Genomic DNA, 22,046 nt, shown 5'->3' with positions numbered 1-22,046 from the left:
GAGGATTCAGACGAGATCGAATGAGCGCAGTGTCTTGTCGGCCGCGTCGTCGCCAAGGGTCATGGTCAGGATGCGCAACTGCGTCAGCGCATTGGGATTGGGCGGGCCGCTGACCGCTGCCGTCCTTCGTGAAGGGAATGTCGATATAATGCCAGTAGTCATGCTGGATCATCTCGCCATAACCCAGATTGTCACCGGCCCCGGCATCGGTGACCTTGTTGCGGATGAAGCCCGAGTTCGGTTTCTTGATGTCATCAGCCCAAAGCGCGGCTCGCATGAAGGCGAACTTGGCGGCTTGGGCCGGTGCTACGCCGATGATCCACTTCTGATAGTCGGGGTTCAATGCAACCAGTTCGTCGACCTTCTGCCGGATGGCGGGGTCGAGACGATCATAGGCAATGCCGGCAATGGCCATGTGGCCAGTGTCCCACCAAGCCAGTGCATCGAAGCTCGAGTTGGCCAGAGCGAGAACTGCAAGTAAGATAGTCGCGAAAAGTCGCATTCAAACCTCCCTCTGGCTCAGTCTCTGAGTCTTACGTTTCTGCCTGGTGCCACGACGGCGACAATCAATATCCCGGTAAGTGGCGACACGATTTTGGAGCCGGATGAGACGTTTACGCTCAACCTGAGCAACCCGGTCAATGTCACCATCGCCGATGGTCAGGGGCTTGGCACGATCCTCAACGACGATGCCGCTCTGCCAACGGCACCGAACTTGACGGCCACTGTTTTGGCAGGTGCGACTGTCACTGTGCCATTGACTCCCGGCGCGACCGGGGGGCCGTTCTCGGCGGCAACTATCGTGTCCAGTCTTCCCGTGGAGGGCGGTGTCTCAACCATCGTTGGCGCGCCCAATTACGCTCTGCAGTTTGACGCAGCACCTGTGTTCGAAGGGGTCGTAGTCGTTAATTACACGCTAACGGGGCCGGGTGGCGTGTCCGACCCCGCAACCGTGACGATTACCGTGCAGGCGCGGCCCGATCCATCGACCGATCCAGATGTGCGCGGATTGTTAACGGTGCAGGCGCAGGCTGCGCAGCAGTTCGCCCAGGGCCAGATGGACAACATCAACCGGCGCATGGCGGCTCTGCACGACGAGAGCTGCCGCCAGTTTCTTGCCAACACTGTTCAGCTTTCCGGTCCTGACACTGATGGCGGCACCGAGAGACTGTCAACGCCGCAACTCAACGAACTTTGTGAAGACGGCGCGCAGAAGCTCGGCCTGTCGATGTGGACGAGTGGCTCGGTCGATGTTGGCTGTACTGACCGTGCAGGCGAGGCTGGGCGTGACTCGATCGCTTACAACCTCACGGCTGGTATCGACTACCGTTTCAGCCAGCGTTTCGTTGGCGGCATTTCTTTGGGCTACAGTACCGACAGCAGTGACATAGGTACAAACGGTACGACTAGCGACGGCGAAGCGATAAGCGCGGCTATCTACGGAAGTTTTATGGCAACACCGAGTTTCTTTGTCGATGCGTTGATCGGCTATGGCTCATTCGACTTCAACTCAAGGCGTTTTGATACGAGCTCAGGTGCGTTTGGGAGCGGCGACCGAGATGGTGACCAGTTTTACGCATCGCTTACCGCGGGGTATGACACGCAGCTGAGAGCGTGGAAGCTGACGCCGTTTGCTAGATTATCGGGCTCGTCGTCGATCTTGAACGGCTTTTCGGAAACAGGGGCCGGCGAATACTCGCTTGCATATGGCAGGCAGCAGGTTGACAGCTTTGGTGGCTCGCTGGGCTTTGCGGCGTCTACCGATTTAGCACTTGAAGTCGGCACACTGACCCCGCGTCTAAGGCTTGAATATGTGCACGAGTTTGAGGGCGACAGCTCCGTTGATATCCGTTACGCAGATCTTTCGGAAGGCTTGATTTATAATGTTCAAACACAAGCTTTTTCCCAGAACCAGGTCACGCTAGGGTTGGGTGCAGATCTTCACTTGAATAATGGCATGCGGTTGGGGCTGGACTACACCGGCAACTTCGGCTTCGAGGACAGCCGTAGGCACGGCGTGAGAGCCAGTGTCGGCGGGCAGTTCTAGCCGCTAGTGTATTGAGGTTTGCGCGGACTTTCACAGGCTACACTTGCGCGGCCGAGTAGTATCTAATGTCCCACGAGTTTCTACTAACCACCCTGATAGTCGTCGCTTCTTAGATCGTGGCGATTAACACTATTGCCGTCCGGCTCACGCCGATCCAACGTGCGTGGATCGGGCGCCTTTTGCGCGCATCGCCGGACTCGTGCCGCATCGCGACCTCGGATTTTAGAGACACCTCATTGCAAAGGCCACCTCTGGGAGATTGAGCCTCAGTTCGGAACGACCGGAAAGAGGGCGCCAAGCTGCCGTCCGCCAGAAATGGAGATCTGTGTTCAGTCAAAACCCGCCTATTCGCACGTCGTTGCCGCCGATTACCGCACTCATCACTCGGAGATCTTTCAGAGTAAGAGCATCTGCACTACGTGTTGCTGGTGTTAACAAGCAGGAGAATTTAGCTCCCGGATGAGGATGAGCGTTTGCCCTTACGCTGCACCGCTTCCGGGAAACGATCAGATGTACGAATAACTAACAACCAGCTCTAGATAGGCCCACTTTTGCGGCGAATTCGGGTTAACCCGCTGAAATCTAAGAATTTTGGTGGGCCCGGAGGATGTATCAAAATCGTTGATTTCACTGAGTTTTTCGTGGGCCAAAACCAAAAATCCTCCCGTATGGTTCCGTATACTCCCGTGAGGCCATATGGTTTACTTTTACTAACCAAGTCTGCGAAGGTTCAGAGCCATGCTTCAGAATGACCGCATTGGGGCCGAGGAACGCCATGGAACGACGGCTTTCAGGTGACCTCACCCAAATAACGGACCTTCGCTCCGCCATGGTAGATGTGGCTCCGGTGATGTGCAGAAGCTGGTTTATCGCCCTCGCTCTAACTGTTGTCCTCGGGGCGGGGGATGCCGTGTACATCGCAGAGATTCGGATCGACAACTTTCCCTTATTTGGGGCAGGTGATCAGGCCTTCGTGCTCCCTACAACCACCACCTGAGCGAGCTTCAAGCCGTGATTGCTAGGGACGGAACCGGCGGATCTTCGAAAAATCTCAGGGGCAGGCAAGTCTTCGAAGACCCCCGCATGCTTGGGCGCCTCAAGCTCCACAATGTCGCACCGACCCGCCCGACCCACTGCTGTGTCCGGCGATGCGCAAGGTGTATTCGGCGAGGGACGTCGAGACACTTGCGGCTCGCGGCTGGACGATTATCGAGTGCTGCGCTCCCGCCCAGGCGTAGCAACATTTGCTTAGGGGGACACTGTGGCTGATCAGCTCTTCGTTATAGGCAACGGCTTTGATTTGCATCATGGGATACCTTCCCGTTACAGCGACTTCGGGCGCTACGCTGAGGACATCGACCGGAAGGTTTCTGAGCTGATCCGCGACTATCTGTTCGTCGATAAGGATTTCTGGAATTGTTTCGAAGAGCGCTTGGCAACCTTCGACTCGGACCACGTCATCGACTATGCGGAGAACTTTCTCGTCTCCTACGGTGCAGAGGACTGGAGCGATGCCGACCATCACAACTTCGAATATGAGATCGAGCAGATCGTGGATGGCCTTTCTCGAACAATGCGCAAGCACTTCGCAGATTGGATAAGAGGGCTGCCAATTCCGTTGCCAGGTACGGTCCCATTGATCAATTGCATCGAACGGCGCGCTAAGTTCCTAAACTTTAATTACACGCCCACATTGCAGTCGCTCTACGGCGTTCACCCTGGCCAAGTGCTGCATATTCACGGCAGCGCGGTTGATCCCGATTCCTTGATTGTGCTCGGGCATGGATGGGAAAGGCAGGCGGACGAAATGCTGTTAAGGCAGGTGGATGAAGACACCGACACTCGCATTGTTGGAGGCTACCGCCTCATTGACGACTATTTCGCCGGCACCTTCAAACCAACTGAAAAAATCCTTGCCCAAAACCAGGCCTTCTTCGACGGTCTTGTGGGCGTAAGCGATGTCTTTATCTTAGGTCACTCCCTCGCCGCTGTTGACGCGCTTTATATCGCCGAGATCGCGAACAAAGTGCCTGTGACGGCACGGTGGACGATAAGCTGCTACAACACACCAGAGACAGAGCGAAATCGGTTTTCCGGCTACGGAGTGAATGCAGAACTGGTCCGTTTTGCACCATTGTCGACCTTATAAGGTCCAAGCCGCGTCAACGCGGAGGTCGACCACTGCGATCAGGTCAGCTCACGAAGTACGGACGCGATCGACGCCCGATATGGTCCTTAAGTCTCGGGATGTCCTCAGGGACTACCTCGGATTTCAGTAGACGACGCTGCCTGAACGGCGAAATGCGGCGCATTACGGTTCGGCAGCCTTCGAGGCGATTGTGGACCGGCAGGTTTGCGGTATTGGAAGAGAATAAGCTACCATGCGTGTCGCTAGTGATGAGCACCAACTTTTATCTGACGATAGGACACCGTGGACCACGTTACCCGGGCTTGCGGGCCGACTTAGACTTCGCGCCAGCCGAATAGCGTTCGACAAGGAAAGCGCGCAGCGTTTCGGCGGACGCGCGGGCGGCAAAAGGCTTGAAGCGGTCATCCTTCTTAGGATCTCCGTGATCCATGACCCCCTTCATGACTATCCATTCCGGAACGTCCAGGCTGCGGGCCGCTAAAGCAAGCGCTGCCGCCTCCATCTCGAGGCCGACAACGCTCCGAACGCCCATGTGTTTCAGATTGTCCCAAGTCACACTGTTCTTCACCACCATGTTTCCGCTCGCCATCGGGCCAACTTTGATGGCGAACGGTAGTCGGTCCGGCGGATCAATTTCGGTTGTAATCGAGCGCTCGACCTCATCCCGCCCCGCATCCAGGAGCCTAAACGACGTCCCGGCTCTTGCAATGACGCACTGAGCTACAAGAGCTTCCACGAGGGCCTTCCACTCGCCATGTGCGAAGTACCTGTCCTTCGCTGGATGTGCCTGTGGGTCATCGCCGGCATACAGGCGTGCTAAAAACCAAGACCGCACATCACGCGGCGAAGGGGTAACGAAGCTAGGTAGTGATCGGGCCTCCAGTGCCTCGGCAGCATCCTGCCAGGATTTTGAGATAGCGCGGTGGCGGTGGTCCCCGACGAAGGCCTCCGTTTCCTGTTTGCCCTCGTCATGTTGGTAAGCGAATTCGGACACAATTACGTCCCCGAGAGCTACTTCTTTCGGATTTCCCGCGCAGACGCCGCACATGACGAGACAGCCAGGTTTCAACGTGACGGCCAGCACCGCTGCCAGCTGTCCGGTTTCAATTCCCCCCATTCGCTGCGGTCTGGCCAATACCACCGTGAACAATGGCACGCCATCGCGCTGAAACACCCCACGCCTGCAGGCCTTCGCCGCCGGAAGCGCGAGGTCAACCCACTGCTGGACGCCGTCACCACCCAATGGAGCCGCGCTAAATGCTAGTTCCGCCGCTTCGAACTCCTCCTTTAGCGCCGTTATCAGCAGAACGTCAGTGGCATTGCGCAATGAATTCGGAATTGGACGGGATTTGCGTGTCAGCCTGAACGTTCCCGTGCTGCGCCGGCTGGTCCAGTAGGTACCACTGAGTTCTGGACCTTCTGCATAGTAGCGGAGGATTGCCGCCCCTTTGTATGACGCTGACGCGTCCGCAAGCGCGGCCCGGGGTTCGACTTCATACATGTAATAGAGAACGGCATCACCGACCGCACTCCAAGCCGGCTGGACAAGAATAGTATGCGAGTCCGACCGATCGGACCGCACAATCATGCTGAACTCTGATCCGTTTTGGCGGATTTCCGCATCGGCAACGAGGACGTCAACCTTGCCATCACGCGTCCAGTGGATTGCCATGTCCCACGCGCCGTTGACGTGCGGGAACGGCTTCGGCTCAGACAGTTCGTCCGAGGCATTCTGATTGCCGTCACTCATGATTCTCCCCTGATTTCTCGCCCGCGCTCGAAGACGGCAATGCCGTATGTGGAACTAACTACTCCTGAGGCGAGCACGCCGGGGAGCGCCGAGCCGAACAGCGCCGCCATATATCGTCCACCAACGCGCCGTTGTGGATCTCCCCCGATACCCAAGACGATCGGCGGTGAAAAATACTGCGAGGTGCGGAAGAGTCGAAGATCAGGCGAAAGCACGTGAAAGCCGTCATGAAACTCGCTGGTGAGGTCGGAAATTGCAATTAGAGTGTCGAGCGTATTACCCTCAAGATCTGGGGCCTCGACCGAACGCAGCGGGGTGATCGGCAGCATCGTTGGATCACAGCTGATCAACACGCCGATGCCCGAGAACGATGAACTGGCACCAGCGCGCACGGCGATCAATAGGTCATGGAGCCTTTCGCTCAAGACCGTTGCGCAGCTGTTTGCCGCATTTTCCATATCCGCATTAGCATTACAGTTGTGCATGGCACCAAAGCCTGAATCTGCGCTTGTTGAGTAGCTGACGTGGCGGCATTGCTACGCCATGAGAGAGGTATCAGCTAGATGTTCTGTCACTCCGGCTCCTCAGAGCCAATCGCATCAGCTGTCTTAGCGGCATAATCGTCTTCATCCGCCTGATCTGCCTCAATCATCGACGGCACCCAGGTACGATTAGTGGGATGATGGGTTGCGCCGACCGAGTGAAGGCAAGCGGAAACTCCACCCTTGGGGTTGCTTACGTCCCAGCCGCCTTTCGGTCAGCACAGTGATTTCGTCGAGTGTCAGCGGGCCTGTCGCTTCGCAAAGTACGCGGCGCACAGCTTCGAACAGCGTTTCACGTCGCGGGCTATGCACTTCCCGCACTGCTGGGCGCATTGCGACGGAGGAAACGTTCCGCCGCCTGATTGTTCTCTGGGCTAGCCCAAACCACGCCGTTGTCAGACGGCGCCGTCAGCAAGACGGTCGAACACGGTAGCCCAGCAGCGTCGAATTTTCGGGCGATGAAGTCGCTCTCCCCGCGGTCGTGGCTGGACATGATCAACTGGTAACCGTTGAGCTCGACCATATTGCGCATGACATCGATAAACGCAGCGGTGTGGATGATGTCATTGTGCTGCAAGGGATCGTCCAGCAAGAGCGCTCGCCACCGCGACCATGGATAGGCCGTACTGGCCGCACAGAGGATGCTGAACCCGTTGGCTGCGAGTTGTCCCTCGCTTAGTACGACTTGCGGCGGAAGGCCCTTCTGGGACTCTATGGCGTTCTCGACCCTCTCTCGGTATCGCAGGGCCATGCCGAAGCTCGTCGCGTCGACCCGAGTGTCAGCCTTGAACTGTATACTCTCGCCTGGCGTGCTCAACATCGCTTCGTTGAAGTCGTCGATGACGATATTGAGGGGATCGAGCACGCGGCTCGAGAAGTCGTCGGCTTGAGCTTGCAGTTCTTCGGAGTAGCGGTTCACGGCTGCTCGAGCGCCTTTGGTAAGCCTGACCGCAGCGCGCGCATCAGTGAGCATAGCATTGAGTTCGCCAAGGTGTTTCGGCGGATCGCCTGCGCCTTCAGATCCCCCAGCCACATGCATCGACGAAACGATCTCGTTGATCTCACGCTGCAGAAGCGTGTCTTCATTCTCTCTAGCAAGCGCCATCTGACGCTCACTAATTGACGTCAAAGTCCCGATCGTTGCGTCCATGGCCGCGAGGCCGCGCTCATATGCGGCGGGGGTCGGGGTGTCGGCAAGACCAGCCTGTGCCCAGCGCCGTTGCATTTGCCGCGCCGACTGCTCGGCGCTGGCCCTCGTTGCTTCGGCGATCGCGAGCGCGCGCGTTGCCGCATCAAAGGCGGTCTGCTCACCTTGGGTGTTCGCGATCGCGACAGTGGCTTCCTCGGAAAGCCGGCCGAGTCGTTCGCGGGCCGTTTCCAACTGCTGGCGCTGGCCGGTCAATTGGCGTCTGAGATCGACCAGCAATACATCCGACAGGTTTCGGGCCGCGATGCGCTCAGTGCACGCGACGTCTTCGGCGCGAAGTTGTGCTAGGCGTGTAGCGAGTTGGCTCTCCCGTGAGATCAGGTCTTCAAGATCGGCACCAACGGAAGACCTCTGGTCCAAGGCGGCTGCCGCGCCCGCCGCAAGCGGCTCGAGACCTGCTTCAGCAGCAATCAGCGCAGAGGCATAGTCGCGGGCGCGCTGGGCTGCCATCGCAACGATGTCGCTGTCCGGCGGGATAGCGAGAACCAGTGCGATTGCCGACTTCGCGTCGCTCGCGGCGTTGCCGGCCGCAGTGGCGGCATCTTGCATCTCAAAGGGCGCGGCAACTAGAGCGCGCAACGCGACGATGCGGGCGTTCAGCTCCGCCTCCTTTGCCCGCAGCGCTTCCAAAGCCTCGTCAGCACGAGCCAGTCGGTCATCGCTCGAGGATGCTGCAGCATCGGCAAGCGCCTTCAGCACGCCGGGGTCAAACTTAGTACGGCAGACGGGGCAGTCGGTGTCATCTTGGTGGATATGGCTGGCGAGTTTTGATAAGGCCGCGCTCATGGCTGTCGCATGGCGATCCGCCTCGGCCCTCGACTGTATCGCAATGGCAATCTGCGATCCGAGGTCGGCAAATTGCGCCTCCAGCGGCTCAAGTTCGGTGGCGGCCGTCTCAGACGCCGTCTGCGCATCGTCCAAAGCCGATGCGGCGATACCGGATTCCGCCTCGAGGCGGAGGTAATCGGGCACTGAATCGTTGAGCGTCTTGGCGGAGCCAGCGAGACTGCGCAGACGTGCCACCTCAGCAGCCGCGTCCGAATGCTGTTTTATTGCGATGTCCGCGGCCCTGAGAGTGGCTCGGTGCACGGCGATGGCATCCGTCAATGCGCCGTGTTCTGTGGATGCAGTAGCGATGAGTTCTGCCAACTGCGCACGACGCGACAGATCCGTTAAAGCCGCCTCAAATGTTGCAATGGTTTGTTCAATCGACGCGAGGGCAGCGGTCTGGGCTGAGACGACCTTTCTGGCGGCCTCTGCGAGCGGCATGGCTCGATCCAGTCGTTCTTGCGCGCCGGTCACGTCATTGCGAAGGCGGACAAGCGTGGGATGATCGGACTGTGCGTCACCGTTGGTCACGGCAAACTGTGCGGGTAGCGAGGCCATCGCCTCCAGAACAGATTTCCGATCGACCGTCGAACGCAGTGCCTCGCCGATGTGATCGGCGAGACCTGCCAAGCGGCTGCCCACCTCTTCTCCGGAAAGCACTTGGCTAGGATCGATTGCAAGCCGCTTGAGGTCCGCCTCCAGTCCATCTATCCGCTCGGCGATTTCGGCGGACGTCAGCACACCGGTGGCGCGGGCGCCTGACCGCAGGCGCTCAAGACGCCCCATCCAACCTTGCCAATCCGCGATCTGACGTTCGAGTTGCGTAATGGCGCCCTGTTCGCTTTCAATACGGCGAGTAAAAGCCGAAACGGTGGCTCTTCCGCGCAGACCGGCGCGGATGCGTTCGAGACGCTCGATGCCGCTTGGTCCTTTGAGCGCATCCCACTGCTCATGCGAATCCCGGCTCGTGAAGCGCTGCTGGGCTGCTTGGCCCAAGAAGTGGGTCAGGGCGAGGTAAGCTCCAAGATCGTCGATCGCTCGCCGGTCAGGCCGTGCCAACTGAGCGAGGATGTCGGTCATAGATGTTGCGCTCGCAGCGCCCCGCACTATGGGCTTACCATCTGAGAAGGTTAGAGAAACGTGGTGCGCTCCCGGCTCAGCGCCGCGACGTGTCAAATAGTCTTTTTCGGTGAGTTTCCTCCGGCCCTTTTGCAAGTAGGGCTCAAATCGACGGATCTTGCCGGTGAGCCCCCACTCAATCGCGTCGAAGAAACTGCTCTTTCCAAGGCCGTTCGTGCCGGTCAGCAGCACAAGGCCCGGGGCTGCGGGGATGTCCACCTCGAAATCGCCAAAGGTACGAAAATCATGGATGGTGATCCGCGAAAGGAAGATCTCTTTCATGCCTGTCCCCTCCGCTCCCAAGTCTTGACGAGCGCCGCCACGATCTCGTCAGGACTCTTCTTTTCGTCCAGCGCGATGCGCTCCCATCCGTCGGCAGTCGATCGCGGCAGACCCGGGGTTGTTGCGCCACTGCTCAGGGCATCGAGAGCAGCATCTTCGAACTCGTCTTCGTCATGAATCCAGGGGCGCGCGAGGAATGTTCGCTTCAAGAAATCCGAGAAGCTCTCGTCATCGCGTTGCGGATCCTCCGGCCTGAGCCAGGCGAGCTTCCGCGCCACGCGATCATCCCGCTCGACCATCAAAGCCAATGCGCGCCAGGCGTCCTGCCGTTCGCTCGAACGCGGCCCCAGAAGCATCAACTGAAGGTCGAGCGTCTCATTTGTGCCAAGGAAGGAGCGCGCCACGACGCATTGATTGCGATACCGTCGCAAGGTTTCGCGGACGGATTCCAAGGTTGGCACATCGGGCAATACGCCGATTATGATGTTGAACCGATCGATCCGGATCGCATGGCTTTCGGTCGGCAGGTCGGTCGGACTCAACGAAGTCGACGCCGATGAACCACCCTGGAAGGATGTGCCCGCCAACGAGGCCCGATCTTCGACTTCAAGATTGAGCGCCGCCGCGGCCTTTCGCAGTCGGCCAGCAAAATCCTGCAGTGCTGGTGATAGCGTCAATCCTTCAGTCATGCCGCCGCGCCCTTCTCGATCGCCCTGTTCAAGTCCTCAAAGTGCTTGGCTTCAACGGCCGCCAACAGTGTCCTCAGCTGTGCAATTCCAACGGCCACGGTCTCCGAGAACTCGCGGCTGATTGACAGTAGCACAGGACCCCCGCCGTCTGTCTCACTGAGCGAGGGCTGGTCCGTTTCGGTCTGCGCGAAGGCGCGCTCGGCGATCTTAGCGACCTCGACAGGGCCCTTGACGATCAGAACGACGAAGTGCGTGCGCCACATGAAGCTGGCTGCAGACACCGACATGTCGCTGCCGTTGATGAGATCTGCAGCGCACCCATGACCGGTCCACTCCGGGTCGCCCCCGCGTTGGCGGGCGAGATTACCCGGACCGTTCGCTCTGGGGACAGTCGTCTGCCAGGCCGCCGCTATAGCGACTGCCACCGCAGTGCCGCGAACGATGGCTGGCCACTTTAATGGCCCAACCAGCACCTGCGCAGCGTCGTGTTCGTTCGGATCATCGACGGCGCAGACCATGAGTCGGAAGAAACGGTTGAGCAGTTCCAGATCATCAGTGAAAGTGGCCCGCCAATCGGCCCAAGTCTGCGCCATGGCGGCACGCAGGTCGTCCGCAATCGCGAGGCCGATCAATCGGCCGGGGTCTGCACGATTGGCAAAATACGGTTGCAGATGGGCATCGAGCTTCTCAAGCAGGTATGCATCGAGCGAGCGATGAATTCGCCGGGCAAGGATTGCGGGATCCAACGCTATCGGATCCTGTGCCGCGCCTCCTGGGTTGCCGGCGATGATCGCTGGCATCTGCATGCCTTCGGCATGAAGGGAATCGATACTCAGGGCGCGAACGTATGGGCTCCAAACCGCTGGCATGGCATGGAGGCGAACGTTCCTACTATGGCATGCAACACGGAGGATTGCGTCCGTGACTGCACCGAGCGCATCCGGCGCGTCGGGTAAAATGATCTCAAATGCTTGATCATTGCGCCAGGCACTGACCAATTGCTGTGCGGAAACGGCGCCAGACCACCGAACTCGGTCGGCTTCGCGCCGAACTTGGACCGAAATGGGAAACTGGTGGGCCGCCAGGCGCTGCAGCCGCGGCGAGTGCGGGATTTCGGCTTTGCGGGCTGCATCCGAAAACAGCTTCCGGGCCGACCGAGACAGCTTTGGTACGATCGTGGCATCGCCGTGGCGATCTAGCCACTCCTCGTGAGTTGCTTCGTAGGTCGCAAGATGAGCGGCAAATGGTCCTCTGACAACTGCGCGTAGAGGTCCACGCCTGATGATCACCGCGTCTGCCGCGACGGCCTCCCCAGCGCAATCAAGCCAGAAATCGGCGTGCTCCGCGCCAGGATCTGGCGCCTCCGTTCGGGTCAGAGCCGCACATTGCAGATGTCTGAAGGAGCGTTGCACGTCAGCCACGCAGGCCCTGATGGTTGCGTAGGCTGCGAGCCGATTGAGCGCGGAGGTAGAAACCTCGAACATTTCCGGATGCCGTGTCTGTAGCGTCAACTTCACGCCTAGCCGCAGCTGCTGCGCCACGGCAGCGATCAGGCCGCTTTCTGTCATTTTGGCCAACAGCTCATTGTCATAAGCGTCGATGAAGTCAAAGCGCGCGCCGGCTGCGTCGGCCGCGCGTGCGCGTGCGTCAATCGCTGCAAGAGCATCGCCCAGCTCTGCGGCGCCAGGATGTTCCGTGATCATCCGGATCATGGCTGCATGATCGAAGTTGGCGGCGCCGGCGGCCACGAAGTCGATCAAGCCGCCATCGCCATTGCCGCTTATGAAAAACCGAGGGGCCGGCCTGCCTTCGAACTCCGCGACCGGCACCCCAGCATCTGACCAGTAGCTGGCGCTCTGGATGCCCGGGATAGTTTCTCGTGGCTATAGCCCGAAACCGACCGCCAGGAGCACCATGTTGAAGCGCTCGCGAGGCTCGGCGCCGGCAGGAGGTATTGGTGCATCCAGATTGGTGAAGACGAGCTCATAGCCATCAGCGGTAACGGCGATGGACTTTACATCGTGCCGGAGTCGTCTTGTGAGGCGTCCACCCATTCGAACGGCAATATCCTCGAAGCCAAGCAGCACATCGTCGCGAACCGCGCGGCAGGATCCAGACTCCCAGTCCAGGATTGGGAGGTCAGCGATCGGGTCGCTGGTATCAGGCGCAGGCCAGTCATAGATGTGCGGATCGAGGCGTCGTCGCCCGGTCGTCGACTGAAGCGGCATAAGCTCGGCGGCACTTTCGAACAGGACAACGCTGGATGATGATACCAATGCCGCCGCTGAGGCCGCCGCGACGCCCGCAGCTCCTCCTCCGATGACTGCAATTCTTGGGTTACTGTTTAGGTATCCCTGCTCCTTGAGTGCATGGATCAACGACAAGGCGCGGACCTGCTGCGAGTAAAAGGTTATTCGCCGGTCGAAACAGCCGATCACGAACAGGTTCGGTCTGTCGCGAACAGCTGCACCGGCGAGGATGTCTTGAGGAAGCAACGGCTCAACCAACCTGCAGCGCCATATTGGGACTCAACCACGCGCGCCTTGGTGCTACGCCCCTTCGGCGACCCTGCAATTCCAACGATCTGCCCCCCGGGCTATGCGCGCAAGCTGCGCGCTACGCAATCATTTCGCGCTGTTTGCATTGAGCTTAGCTTTGCTAACGCAAGCTAACTATAGATTTAGTAACAGTTTACAAGCGGTCATGAACAAATACGCCAAAGGCAACGCCGTATCGATGCTCGCGATGTCGTTTGGCGCAAGCGAGCCGCCCGCCCGAACTCAAATGACTGCGTTCGGGAACTAGCTCCGATTTCGGGCGCAAAGCAGTCGTGCGGTGAGGGGTGCCGTCGTCGAGCAGAGCACGTTTGGCCTTGCATGCATGTGACGGCCGGCTGCTTCTTAAAAACTCTTCAAACTGGCGATAATCAGAGATTGCCGTCGGAAGCGCGTTGTTTGCCATTTCCCGGCAGTGCGACATCGGCTGCGATTGAACTAAGACCATTCCATAATGCATCTGACACGTCTTGAGCCTTATAAACGGGTCTGCGACAGGCCGCTCAGTAAGGTCGCCCCGGAGCTGGGAATTTCTGGCACGGCACTAGCCGCTACAATCGAGATACGCTTCCAGTCCGAATACCTCCTGGCCCAAGCAGTTCGCAAGTCTCGCTGCCTGATCAGCACTCCGCCAATCCGCGTGCAGGCGTTGCAACAGATTCTTCAAAGAAATTCATTGGCTCTTAGCACCCCCGAACCGCTGGGAATGGTAAGCAAACATAAATTTGTTGGAACTGTAGCATCTGGTGAGAACGCCAAATGACAAAGTCAGCAGGAGTGCTCAGTCTTTCAATGTGGCTTGATACTGACCAATGATGACACTGGTCGGTCGCCTACGGACGGCAGCGCACCTTGATTGCCTTCGAATCCTGGGCCTTTGCGCGCGTGCGGACACGCAAGCCGGCGGCTATCTGGTCACCGTGCGGTGAAGGGCAGATCACAATGGGCACGAACAATCTGCCGCTGCGCACGGGTCGGGCGCGACCGAGCCTCCGTGCGGTTGCTGCCGATCACCAAGACGGTGCCGGCCTAAATCCTGCGATATGCCTTCGACGTCGGCATCAGCACCTTCGGCGAGAACAAGATCCAGGAGGCAATGTCAAAATGCGAGGCGCTTCACGATCTCGCCATCGACTGGAGCATCGTCGGACATCTGCAGACCAACAAAGCCAAATATCTGCCCCGCTTCGCGCGTGAGTTTCATGCGCTCGACAGCCTACAGCTCGCCGACCTTCTGAACACGGCTGGAGCGCGAAGATCGCTTCCTCGACGTCTATGTGCAGGTCAACACGTCTGGCGAGCACAGCAAGTTCGGCCTCCATCCGAACGCACTGCTGCCCTTCGTGAAGTCTCGCGATCAGCTTCCCCGTCTCCGTCCATGCGGGTTGATGACACTTGCGCTGTTTTCCTCCGACATGGCCAAGGTGCGGCCTTGCTTCATTCTGTTGCGCCGGCTGCGGGACAAAGCCGTGAAGCATAACGCCGCGCTGACCGGGCTATCCATGGGCATGACCGGAGACTTCGAGGAAGGCGCCACTGTCGTGCGCGTTGGTCAGGCCATCTTCGGCAAGCGGCCGACGCCTGACGGCCACTACTGGCCGGGTGTCGCCCCCACTGATCGAGGAATTGAACCATGATTTTTCGCAAACGGCCTGTCTGCTCTTTCGATTACCCCAGCCGATCGTTCCGGCCGTCGAGATTTACGCGTCAGGGAAACGGGTCAGGCGGCTGATCGCGGCTGAGGTCGCTTCCCGCGGTCTGCCAGCCCACGCAATCGTGCGACGCAGGCGACTTTCTGAGCGTCCCGCGCAAGCTTATAGTCACTTGGGCGGATTTCGACATGGCCGCCGCGCACCTATGGTACGACCTGCATTGAGGATCAGGGCAAGCTGGTCTCGAATTCCATCGGGGCACAGCACGCCGCCGATGTCCAGGGCGTGTTCGCCGTCCGCTCTATCACCGTGATGGATGTCGCCGCACTCTGCTGGAACGATTCTGGTTTCCGCTCTGGAGCTGGCGAACGCCATGGCCGTCCTAGGTGAGCAAGTCCCTCGGATATTTCAGGTGAACCTGGCCCAGCTTAGCGCGTGATCCAAGACCCAATGGATGGCCTGGTCCTCCATCCCGTCCTCGAACACGGCGAGGCAGTATGAGATGAGCAACGTCGGCCCGATCATCGGGACCGTCACGCGCCGCACTTCGCCGAGACGATCAGTTCATTCGGCAAGCCGAGAATCCGAGCGATGAGCCTGGAGTCCGGGACTACATGAATCCACCCGACGTGGAGCCATGCAAAGGGTTAACCGTGAGCGAAGAGGACAGGTCCAAACAGCCCAAGAGGCAGAAGGCCTTCGAGACGCAGTCGCGAAGTCGGTGTGCTCGTGAGCAAGACCTAGGCTTGCCGACCATCGCAAAGCTCGCCGGTTGGTCAAAAGGAGACGATGTGGTCGTAGTTGAGAGCTATACTCAGATTGGAGCAGATGCGCGATCATTGGCCCGAAGGAGCCCTTCGGTATGCAAATGGTCAAACGGCAGAAGCAAACTCAACGCGAAAGCTGCCAGGGCATAGAGGCCGCGCCAGCGGATCGCCCCCTTCCGTTTCTACCGCACATTGAGGCGCGACAGGTCGTGCGAACTGTTCGCCGATCGCAATTGCGAGAAATCGTCCCGCTATCGGACACGACCATTTTTGAAATGGAACAGCGAGGCGAGTTCCCCCGACGGTTCAATCTGACCCCCCGCTGCGTCGTTTGGGACCTAGGAGAAGTCGAAGCCTGGATTCAGGAACGGCGGAACGCGTCCTTTGCTGGTTCGATCGAACTGGCCCCGGCACCAGACGTGCGGTCGCGGAAAACGAGGCCGGTCAAATCGGATCGAGGATGACGGCTGCCCCGGAAATCGGCTGCAGTGTGGGTGCGTGTTTATTGCCAGCTGCCCACGCTTCAATCATGTCGGCCCATTCCTGCAGCATGTGGCGCCGCTGCGGTTCGTATTCAGCCTTGTTATAAACGCCGCGGGAGGAGCGACTGTCTTCGTGTGCAAGGCATTTTTCGATCCAGTCGCGATTGAATCCGATCTCGTTTAGGAGCGTGGAGCCGGTCCGCCGTAGATCGTGCACCGTAAACGGAGCAAGCGGCAGATTTTGTTGTTTTGCGCGGTCCACAATCGCCATCGTAATCCGATTGAAGGTCGCGCGCGACATGGGTTCGTCGGCGTCATATCGAGATGGAAGCACGTATCGAGAGTTCGCAGCGCAAGTCTTGAGCGCAATCATGATGTCGAGGGACTGGCGGGACAGGTAGACGTTATGTGGCTTCTTCCGCTTCATTCGCCCTTTGGGAATGCTCCATACCGCGTTCTCGAAGTCGACCTCATCCCACGTCGCGTCCAGAAGCTCACTCTTCCGAACCATCGTGAGCAGGATCAGCTTTAGGCCCAGCCGAATAGTCGGCAAAGTCGGCACATTCTCCAACTCTTTCAGCATGATTCGAATTTCTACGGGTGACAACCCCCGGTCTTTCGCTTCGAAGGTGGCTATCGAAGATGGCCCAACCTCGTCTGCCGGATTGGCGATCTTCTCGCCGTGCAGAATGGCATAGCCATAGACCTGCTTAACAATATCCCGGACATGAATGGCGGTTGCTGGTGCGCCACGGTCCCGCACCTTTGCGCACAGCGCCCGCAAATCGTCCGATGTTATTTCTGTGAGGAGCCTTTTGTCCCAAATCGGCAAGATGTCTCGATCGAAGACGGCTTTGCGCATGGAGCGCGTGCTGTCCGCCATCTTCGCCTCTTTAAACCATCTTCTGCCGGCATCGCCGAACGTGCCCGTCTCAGACAGGCGCCTCTTGTCACGCTGCTTTTCCTGGGCTGGCGATTTTCCGGCTGCCACCATTTTTCGTGCGGCAAGACAGCGGTCACGCGCCTCTGCTAGCGAGATGCCTCCCTCACCATAGCGGCCAAGCGTCACTGTCTCTCGCCGACCATTCACTCGGTAGTCGTATCGGAACGATATCTGCCCTGTGGGAGCCACGGTCGCGTACATACCGTCACGATCAGTGACTTTGTATATTTTCTCTTTTGATTTCAGCTTCTTAAGTGCGATGTCTGTGAGCATAGGAGGAGACGGACGGGCGCATCTAGGATTGTGACATGCCTAATTTTACCGTCATTCGTTTTACCGTCAAGGCTCTGGGAGAGCCCACTGAACTAAATGCCTTACCCCGAAATATGCCAACATGCTTGAGTCCGGCGCACTGACGGCATCAGTCTGCAGCGAAGATGACGCGAAAAGGAATGCCGTCAGGTATACCGTCAAATGATTCCGCTTAGGGGCGATAGTCAGCGATAGACGTAGCGAGAAAAGCAGATAAGATTCAGACGTTTAATGAAGTTTGTTCGATAGTCGCCGAATGCTGGCGAACGACCGACCTTTATTCCCACTCTATGGTGCCCGGCGGCTTGCTCGTCACGTCATAGACAACGCGGTTGATGCCGCGCACCTCGTTGATGATGCGGGTGGCGGCGGCGCCCAGGAACGCCATGTCGTAGTGGTAGAAATCCGCGGTCATGCCGTCGACCGAGGTGACGGCGCGCAGCGCGCAGACGAATTCATAAGTGCGGCCATCACCCATCACGCCGACGGTCTGCACCGGCAGCAGCACGGCAAACGCCTGCCAGATGGCGTCGTAGAGGCCCGCCTTGCGGATCTCGTCGAGATAGATGGCGTCGGCCTCGCGCAGGATCTCCAGCTTCTCGCGAGAAATGCCGCCCGGGCAGCGGATTGCAAGACCAGGGCCGGGAAATGGGTGCCGGCCGATGAAGCTGTCGGGCAGGCCGAGTTCCTTGCCGAGCGCCCTCACCTCGTCCTTGAACAGTTCGCGCAGCGGCTCGACCAGTTGCATGTTCATGCGCTCGGGCAGGCCGCCGACATTGTGGTGCGACTTGATCGTCACCGACGGGCCGCCGGTGAAAGAGACGCTTTCGATGACGTCGGGATAGAGCGTGCCTTGCGCCAAGAAATCGGCGCCGCCGAGCTTCTCGGCCTCTTCCTCGAACACCTCGATGAACAGCCGCCCGATGGTCTTGCGCTTCTTTTCCGGGTCCGACTCGCCCTCGAGCGCGCCGATAAAACGGTCCGAAGCGTCGACCAGGATGAGCGGCAAATTATAGTGCTGGCGAAACATCTCGACCACGCCTGCCGCCTCGTCCTTGCGCATCAGCCCGTGGTCGACAAGGATGCAGGTGAGCTGGTCGCCGACTGCCTCGTGGATCAGGAGTGCAGCGACCGAGGAATCGACGCCGCCCGAAAGCGCGCAGATGACCTTGCCCTTGCCGACCTGCTTGCGGATTGTCTCGACCGCATGCTCGCGATAGGCGCGCATCGTCCAGTCGCCTTCGATGCCGGCGATGTTGTGGACGAAATTCCTGAGCAGCCGGGCGCCGTCCGGGGTGTGCACCACTTCGGGGTGGAACATGATGCCGTACATCTTGCGCTCGATATTGCCGAAGATAGCGAAGGGCGAGCCTTCCGATTTTCCGAACACCTCGAAGCCTTCCGGCAAGGAGATGACACGATCGCCGTGGCTCATCCACACTTGGTGCCGCTGGCCGGGCGCCCACAGGCCCCCGAACAGCGGACTGTCCTTCTGGATCTCGACGAAGGCACGGCCGAATTCGCGATGGTCGGAGCTTTCGGCGACGCCGCCCATCTGCACGCACATGGCCATCTGGCCATAGCAGATGCCGAGCACCGGCACACCGGCATCGAAGACGATCTGCGGCGCGCGCGGGCTGCCGATGTCGCTGGTCGAGGCCGGGCCTCCGGACAGGATCACCGCCTTCGGCTTGATGCGCTTGAACGCCGCTTCGGCCGACTGGAACGGCACGATCTCGGAAAACACGCCGGCCTCGCGGACGCGCCTGGCGATGAGCTGTGTGAACTGGCTGCCGAAATCGACAATCAGGACGGTGTCGGGGTGATTGGCTATCTTCATGGCGAGCGTTTAGAGAAAGAAACGAGTCGGCGCAATGGGTTGCGAGGCGTCTCTCTCAATCTGATTCCGCGTCTTCATGTGGTGGTCCAAACTGCAGCGCGCCGGACCCGATCGCCTGTTCAAGCCGCATGACCGCATCCGCCAGCTTCTCGTCGATGACATGGAGATACTCCTTCCAGTCGCCGACATGCCTGAGATCGGCGGCCCCGTCGGAAATGCCGCGCAGGCCGACGAGAGGCACCCTGAACAGTTGGCAGGCACGCAGGCAGGCGAAGGTCTCCATGTCGACCATGTCCTCAGCAATCGCATCGTAGGCGCTGCCGGAAATGATCGCCGCACCGGTCGACAGGGTCGCCTCTCTTATGCCGGGAATCCTGAACGGCAGCGGCACGATCACCGGCAGGTCGAGAAACGGCGTCGCGCCCTTTTCGAACCCCAATGGCGAGGCGTCGATGTCGCGGTAGGCGACCGAAACGGCCTGGTAGATTTCCGTCTGTTCCAGTGTCCGGCTGCCCGCCGAACCGAGCGACACGACGAGGTCCGGCAGCGCCTTTTCAGACTTCAACCATGACAGTTCGGCACCCAGCCTGACGCCCGCCTCGACCGGCCCCACGCCTGTCATGACAGGCGTGAAAAGCCGCTGCAGATGCGGACCGTATTCGGCCTGCGCCGCCATCACGAAGAGGACGTCCCTACCCGCAATTCTGACCGCCTTGGGCATCGGATCAACCTTCAATGCCATCGCGACCGACCACCGTCATCATCGTTCCGGTCATGGTGGCGATCAGCTTGGCCTCGCCGTCGACGGCGAAGGCATAGGCCTGGCCGTCGGCGACGATGATGGTGCGGCCGGGTTTCGTCACCGAGCCGCGGAACAGGAAACGCTCGCCCCGGCCCGGCGCCAGCAGATTGACCTTGAACTCGATGGTCAGCACGCCGGAATTCTCCGGCATCAGCGAGAAAGCCGCGTAGCCGCAGGCCGAGTCCAGCGCCGTCGAAATGACGCCGGCATGGAGAAAGCCGTGCTGCTGGGTCAGCGCCGCCGAATAGGGCATTTCGATCTCGATGATGCCGGGCGTCACCAACGTCAGCTCGGCGCCTATGGTCGTCATGGCGTTCTGGCGCGCGAAGGATGTCCTGACGCGATCCTCATAATCGGAGGCGGGTACGATCTTTGCGGCCATGGCTTTTCACGCTCCTGTCAGAAAAGCTTATTGCAGAGGCATAAGCGGCAGGCAATCGCTATTGCTGCACTGCAGCAATCAGGCTCGCTGGCCAAGTTCAGCCGCCCTTACGCAGCGCGCAGACATAAAACCCATCGGTACCGCTCAGCGCCGGCGACAGCGAAATGCCGCCTGCAGCGCCGATACGCGCGGTCGCCTCGTGGCCCGGAAAGCGGCTGTCCCAGAGCTGACGATGGTCGACCGGGACAAAGCCGCTGTTCCGATCCCGAAAGGCCGCGACCTGCTCGCCATTCTCCTCGTCGAACACCGAGCAGGTGATGTAGACCAGCAGCCCACCCGGTTTGACGAAGGCTTTGGCTGCGTCGAGGATGGCCGATTGCTCGCCCTTGCGTGCATCCAGCTGCTTCTGCGTCAGCCGCCATTTGGCATCGGGCCGGCGCCGCCAGGTACCGCTGCCGGTGCACGGCGCATCAACCAGCACGATATCCATGTGGCCCGAAAGGGCGCTGAGCTCCGCCGGCTTGGTGACGATTTGCACATTGCGGTTTTCCGAGCGGCGGATGCGGTCGAAGATCGGCGCCAGCCGCGCCTTTTCGGCGTCATGCGCAAACACCTGGCCGCGATTGTCCATCGCCGCCGACAATGCCAGGGTCTTGCCGCCGGCGCCGGCGCAAAAATCGAGAACCTGCATCCCGGCCTCGGCGCCAGCCAGCGTGGCGGCGATCTGCGAACCTTCATCCTGAACTTCGAACCAGCCTTTCTGGAAGGCCGGCTCCGCCTGCACGTTCGGGTGCCTACCGTCACCTGCGATCGGCGGGATGCGGATGCCGTGCGGCGCGATCCGTGCAGCCTTGGCGCCGGTCTCGGCCAGCTCGGCGAGCACTTTGCTGCGATCGGCCTGCAGCGTGTTGACCCTGATATCCAGAGGCGGGCGGGTCGCCAGCGCGGCACCCTCTTCAACCCAGGCGGCGCCGAAGGCCTGCTCGAAGAGCGGTTCGCACCAATCGGGAATGTCGGCGCGCACCACCGGCGGCGCATCGTCCAGCTGGCGGGCGGCGATCGCCTTCAATTCGTCGGCGTTGAGCAGCGGCGGCGCGAATTTGTCGCCATCGAGCGCCTCGTTCAGCGACTGCGCGGTCTGGTTCCATTCAAGCAGCAGCGCGCCGAAGCCGATGGCGCGTGGCGTGTCCTCGTCCAAAAGCCAGCCGGCGGAGCGCTTCCGGCGCAGCGCGTCATAGACGATGTTGCCGATCGCCGCGCGATCGCCGCCGCCGGCGAAGCGGTGCGACAGGCCCCAGTCCTTCAGCGCATCGGCGACCGGCCGGTGACGCCGGCCGATATCATCCAGCACTTCGATGGCCGCCGCCAGCCGTCCGCCCAGTCGCATCTTGTCATTCCGTTATTCAGCAAATTACTTCCGCCCTGCTCTAAAGCGCTGGACTGGCGCACACAAGCCGGGAGAGCCTCGGACGCCAGATCGAGCGCAGATATGTTAGCACCCACAGATCTAGCGCATGACCCCGAAAATCGGATCCGATTTTCGGTAAGGATCATGCGCAAAATCAAAGTGCTACAGCGTCCTGTGCGCGTCCCAATGGACGCGCGGCGCTGTAGTCGGGCGTAATGCTTGTGCTTCCAAAGTTTTGAAGTTGCGATACTCTTTCGCTGCGTGATTCGCCAAGAACTGCAAGCGGATCG

Annotated in this window: 15 protein-coding genes and 2 pseudogenes; 4 read left to right on the top strand and 13 right to left on the bottom strand. The window is 59.7% G+C overall.

Features of this window, described 5'->3' with window-relative positions; all coding sequences use genetic code 11:
* Positions 1-6: 6 nt before the first annotated feature.
* Positions 7-162: a hypothetical protein gene (locus AC0L26_RS04855; RefSeq protein WP_473631545.1), complete on the bottom strand. Its 156-nt coding sequence runs from the start codon at positions 160-162 to the stop codon at positions 7-9.
* Positions 163-172: 10 nt separating this feature from the next.
* Positions 173-415: pseudogene (locus AC0L26_RS04850) on the bottom strand (S1/P1 nuclease); the annotation flags it as partial.
* A 99-nt stretch (positions 416-514) separates the two neighbouring features.
* Here AC0L26_RS04850 and AC0L26_RS04845 point away from each other — a divergent pair.
* Both AC0L26_RS04845 and AC0L26_RS04840 read left to right on the top strand, forming a co-directional pair.
* On the top strand, positions 515-2,047 hold the full coding sequence (locus AC0L26_RS04845) for an autotransporter domain-containing protein (protein WP_473631542.1): 1,533 nt from the start codon (positions 515-517) through the stop codon (positions 2,045-2,047).
* 1,261 nt (positions 2,048-3,308) lie between these two features.
* Positions 3,309-4,196, top strand: a complete 888-nt coding sequence (locus tag AC0L26_RS04840) for a bacteriophage abortive infection AbiH family protein (RefSeq protein WP_473631493.1) — start codon at positions 3,309-3,311, stop codon at positions 4,194-4,196.
* A 292-nt stretch (positions 4,197-4,488) separates the two neighbouring features.
* On the opposite strand, the gene AC0L26_RS04835 is transcribed toward AC0L26_RS04840, so the two are convergent.
* The 6 genes from AC0L26_RS04835 to AC0L26_RS04810 form a co-directional block, all read right to left on the bottom strand.
* Positions 4,489-5,946 (bottom strand): Cap15 family cyclic dinucleotide receptor domain-containing protein, encoded by a 1,458-nt coding sequence (locus AC0L26_RS04835; protein WP_473631492.1) that lies wholly within the window; start codon positions 5,944-5,946, stop codon positions 4,489-4,491.
* The gene (locus AC0L26_RS04830) at positions 5,943-6,431 is read right to left on the bottom strand and encodes a hypothetical protein (protein WP_473540524.1); all 489 of its coding nucleotides are present in this window, start codon (positions 6,429-6,431) and stop codon (positions 5,943-5,945) included. Before AC0L26_RS04830 ends, AC0L26_RS04835 begins: the two co-directional genes overlap by 4 nt.
* A gap of 361 nt (positions 6,432-6,792) precedes the next feature.
* Entirely contained in the window at positions 6,793-9,924 is a 3,132-nt protein-coding gene (locus AC0L26_RS04825) for an AAA family ATPase (RefSeq protein ID WP_473631491.1), read from the bottom strand.
* A complete protein-coding gene (locus tag AC0L26_RS04820) occupies positions 9,921-10,613 on the bottom strand; it encodes an ABC-three component system middle component 1 (protein WP_473631490.1) in 693 nt (230 codons plus the stop codon). The genes AC0L26_RS04825 and AC0L26_RS04820 overlap by 4 nt, the downstream gene beginning before the upstream one ends.
* Complete coding sequence (locus AC0L26_RS04815) at positions 10,610-12,373, bottom strand: ABC-three component system protein (protein WP_473631489.1); 1,764 nt, start codon at positions 12,371-12,373, stop codon at positions 10,610-10,612. The genes AC0L26_RS04820 and AC0L26_RS04815 overlap by 4 nt, the downstream gene beginning before the upstream one ends.
* A 123-nt stretch (positions 12,374-12,496) precedes the next feature.
* Entirely contained in the window at positions 12,497-13,120 is a 624-nt protein-coding gene (locus AC0L26_RS04810; RefSeq protein WP_473631488.1) for a hypothetical protein, read from the bottom strand.
* A gap of 997 nt (positions 13,121-14,117) precedes the next feature.
* Between AC0L26_RS04810 and AC0L26_RS04805 the strand changes: the two are divergent.
* Together AC0L26_RS04805 and AC0L26_RS04800 are read left to right on the top strand one after the other, a co-directional pair.
* Positions 14,118-14,805 (top strand): annotated as a pseudogene (locus AC0L26_RS04805) (YggS family pyridoxal phosphate-dependent enzyme); the annotation flags it as partial.
* An 877-nt stretch (positions 14,806-15,682) separates the two neighbouring features.
* A complete protein-coding gene (locus AC0L26_RS04800; RefSeq protein ID WP_473631487.1) occupies positions 15,683-16,051 on the top strand; it encodes a helix-turn-helix transcriptional regulator in 369 nt (122 codons plus the stop codon).
* Here AC0L26_RS04800 and AC0L26_RS04795 read toward each other — a convergent pair.
* The 5 genes from AC0L26_RS04795 to AC0L26_RS04775 form a co-directional block, all read right to left on the bottom strand.
* Positions 16,032-17,285: a tyrosine-type recombinase/integrase gene (locus AC0L26_RS04795; RefSeq protein WP_473631486.1), complete on the bottom strand. Its 1,254-nt coding sequence runs from the start codon at positions 17,283-17,285 to the stop codon at positions 16,032-16,034. The two genes, AC0L26_RS04800 and AC0L26_RS04795, sit on opposite strands and share 20 nt — an antisense overlap.
* A 316-nt stretch (positions 17,286-17,601) precedes the next feature.
* Positions 17,602-19,164, bottom strand: coding sequence for a glutamine-hydrolyzing GMP synthase (gene guaA, locus AC0L26_RS04790; RefSeq protein WP_473631485.1), 1,563 nt, complete (start codon positions 19,162-19,164; stop codon positions 17,602-17,604).
* A 55-nt stretch (positions 19,165-19,219) separates the two neighbouring features.
* On the bottom strand, positions 19,220-19,885 hold the full coding sequence (locus tag AC0L26_RS04785; RefSeq protein WP_473631541.1) for a 5'-methylthioadenosine/S-adenosylhomocysteine nucleosidase: 666 nt from the start codon (positions 19,883-19,885) through the stop codon (positions 19,220-19,222).
* A gap of 4 nt (positions 19,886-19,889) precedes the next feature.
* On the bottom strand, positions 19,890-20,348 hold the full coding sequence (locus AC0L26_RS04780) for a PaaI family thioesterase (RefSeq protein ID WP_352938473.1): 459 nt from the start codon (positions 20,346-20,348) through the stop codon (positions 19,890-19,892).
* 97 nt (positions 20,349-20,445) lie between these two features.
* Positions 20,446-21,735, bottom strand: a complete 1,290-nt coding sequence (locus AC0L26_RS04775; RefSeq protein ID WP_473631484.1) for an RsmB/NOP family class I SAM-dependent RNA methyltransferase — start codon at positions 21,733-21,735, stop codon at positions 20,446-20,448.
* Between the last annotated feature and the right edge of the window lie 311 nt (positions 21,736-22,046).

The organism is Mesorhizobium sp. WSM4823 (genome assembly GCF_055811195.1).
Note: the sequence above shows the minus strand (reverse complement) of the source record. Positions and strands in the feature narration are given on the sequence as shown.

Bases quoted from the DNA above. Each gene is read 5' to 3' on its own strand.
- AC0L26_RS04855 (WP_473631545.1), bottom strand. From the start codon at position 162: ATGACTACTGGCATTATATCGACATTCCCTTCACGAAGGACGGCAGCG.
- AC0L26_RS04835 (WP_473631492.1), bottom strand. From the start codon at position 5,946: ATGAGTGACGGCAATCAGAATGCCTCGGACGAACTGTCTGAGCCGAAG.
- AC0L26_RS04830 (WP_473540524.1), bottom strand. From the start codon at position 6,431: ATGCACAACTGTAATGCTAATGCGGATATGGAAAATGCGGCAAACAGC.
- AC0L26_RS04825 (WP_473631491.1), bottom strand. From the start codon at position 9,924: ATGAAAGAGATCTTCCTTTCGCGGATCACCATCCATGATTTTCGTACC.
- AC0L26_RS04820 (WP_473631490.1), bottom strand. From the start codon at position 10,613: ATGACTGAAGGATTGACGCTATCACCAGCACTGCAGGATTTTGCTGGC.
- AC0L26_RS04800 (WP_473631487.1), top strand. From the start codon at position 15,683: ATGCAAATGGTCAAACGGCAGAAGCAAACTCAACGCGAAAGCTGCCAG.
- AC0L26_RS04795 (WP_473631486.1), bottom strand. From the start codon at position 17,285: ATGCTCACAGACATCGCACTTAAGAAGCTGAAATCAAAAGAGAAAATA.
- guaA (WP_473631485.1), bottom strand. From the start codon at position 19,164: ATGAAGATAGCCAATCACCCCGACACCGTCCTGATTGTCGATTTCGGC.
- AC0L26_RS04785 (WP_473631541.1), bottom strand. From the start codon at position 19,885: ATGCCCAAGGCGGTCAGAATTGCGGGTAGGGACGTCCTCTTCGTGATG.
- AC0L26_RS04780 (WP_352938473.1), bottom strand. From the start codon at position 20,348: ATGGCCGCAAAGATCGTACCCGCCTCCGATTATGAGGATCGCGTCAGG.
- AC0L26_RS04775 (WP_473631484.1), bottom strand. From the start codon at position 21,735: ATGCGACTGGGCGGACGGCTGGCGGCGGCCATCGAAGTGCTGGATGAT.